The sequence below is a fragment of the Spongiactinospora gelatinilytica genome (assembly GCF_003236385.1).
GTDB lineage: Bacteria > Actinomycetota > Actinomycetes > Streptosporangiales > Streptosporangiaceae > Spongiactinospora > Spongiactinospora gelatinilytica.
The window spans coordinates 1-1,214 of record NZ_POUA01000740.1; the positions used below are offsets into that span (position 1 = coordinate 1).

Genomic DNA, 1,214 nt, shown 5'->3' on the forward strand with positions numbered 1-1,214 from the left:
GACGGGGGTGAGGCGGCGATCGGGTTCGCCGGACAGCAGGTCGCCGAGCATGCCGTCGGCGTCGACCTCAAGGAGGGGGAGTCCTTCGTCTTCGCCCTCGACCACCTCGTTGAGCACGTCGGAGACGGTCATCTCGCCGCTGCGGCGGCGTTCGACGACCTTGAGGGCGGCCTTGAGCTGCTGGTCGTCCAGCTCCACCCATTGGCCGCGGATGCGGACGAGAGGGACTTTCAGCCGGGCCAGCTCGGCCAGTTCCTCCTCGCTGATGGTGTGGTCGCCGACGGCGAGGTCGATCTTGAAGTCGACCAGTTCCTTGAGGCCGAAGCCCTGCGCGGCGGCGGCCTTGGGGCCGGTGCGGGAGCGGGTGGTGAGCTTCAGGCCCAGGCCCTTGCGGCCGGCCCAGGCGGGCAGTTGCACGCCGTACCCGGCGGCCTGGAGGAGCGGGGCGGCGTGGCGCAGGAAGGTGAAGGCCCAGGCGGTGTCGACGATCATGCCGGTCGGGCGGGGGGAGCGCAGCGCGGAGTACAGCTCCGGGCACAGGCGTGCGGCGCGGCCGAGACCGGCGAGCAGCGTCTCGTCGGGGCGTCTGGGCAGGCCGGGGAGGCGTTCGCCGTCCCAGACCCGCTCGGCGGGGATGTAGAGGCTCGGGTCGTCGGTGGACTGCAGGGCGAACTCGATCTCCCAGGACTCCTCCTCGCCCACCGGCTCCATGAGCCGGAAGCAGACCCGGACCGGGCCCTCCAGCTCGCGGGCGGACTCGAACCAGGCGCGCAGTTCGCCGTCCAGCTCTGCGGCGGCGGCCGGAGCCGCGCCGGGAAGGGCCGCGTCGTCGCCGGTCAGGGCGTGCAGCCAGCGGTCGGGCAGGGCGCTCCTGCGGCCCGGCCGTGTCCCGGCGAGCAGCCGGTCGGGCAGCAGGGTGCGGGTCGCCGCGTCGGCGAGCCCGCCGAGCGCGTCGCGCAGCACCCGCGCCGCCGTGCCGTCGCCCTCCGCGGTGGCGGCGCGGCAGACGGGGGGCATGGCGTGGGCCAGGTCGCGGAAGGCGGTGGCGTCGCGGCCGGTGAGGACCGGACGCCAGCGGCCCGCGCGCTCGCCGTCCTCGGTCACCAGCTGGGGCAGCACCCGGCCTCGGCGTACCAGGTCGCGGGCGGTCTCGGCGAGTACGGCCAGGTAGCGCAGGGAGGGGCCGGGGCCCCAGTCGGGGGAGTCGCCGAGAC

Annotated in this window: 1 protein-coding gene; it reads right to left on the reverse strand. The window is 75.3% G+C overall.

Going from position 1 to position 1,214, the window contains the following annotated elements; genetic code table 11:
• Positions 1-1,214: SNF2 helicase-associated domain-containing protein (locus C1I98_RS39055; protein WP_199537572.1), on the reverse strand; the 1,214-nt coding region annotated here is incomplete at both ends.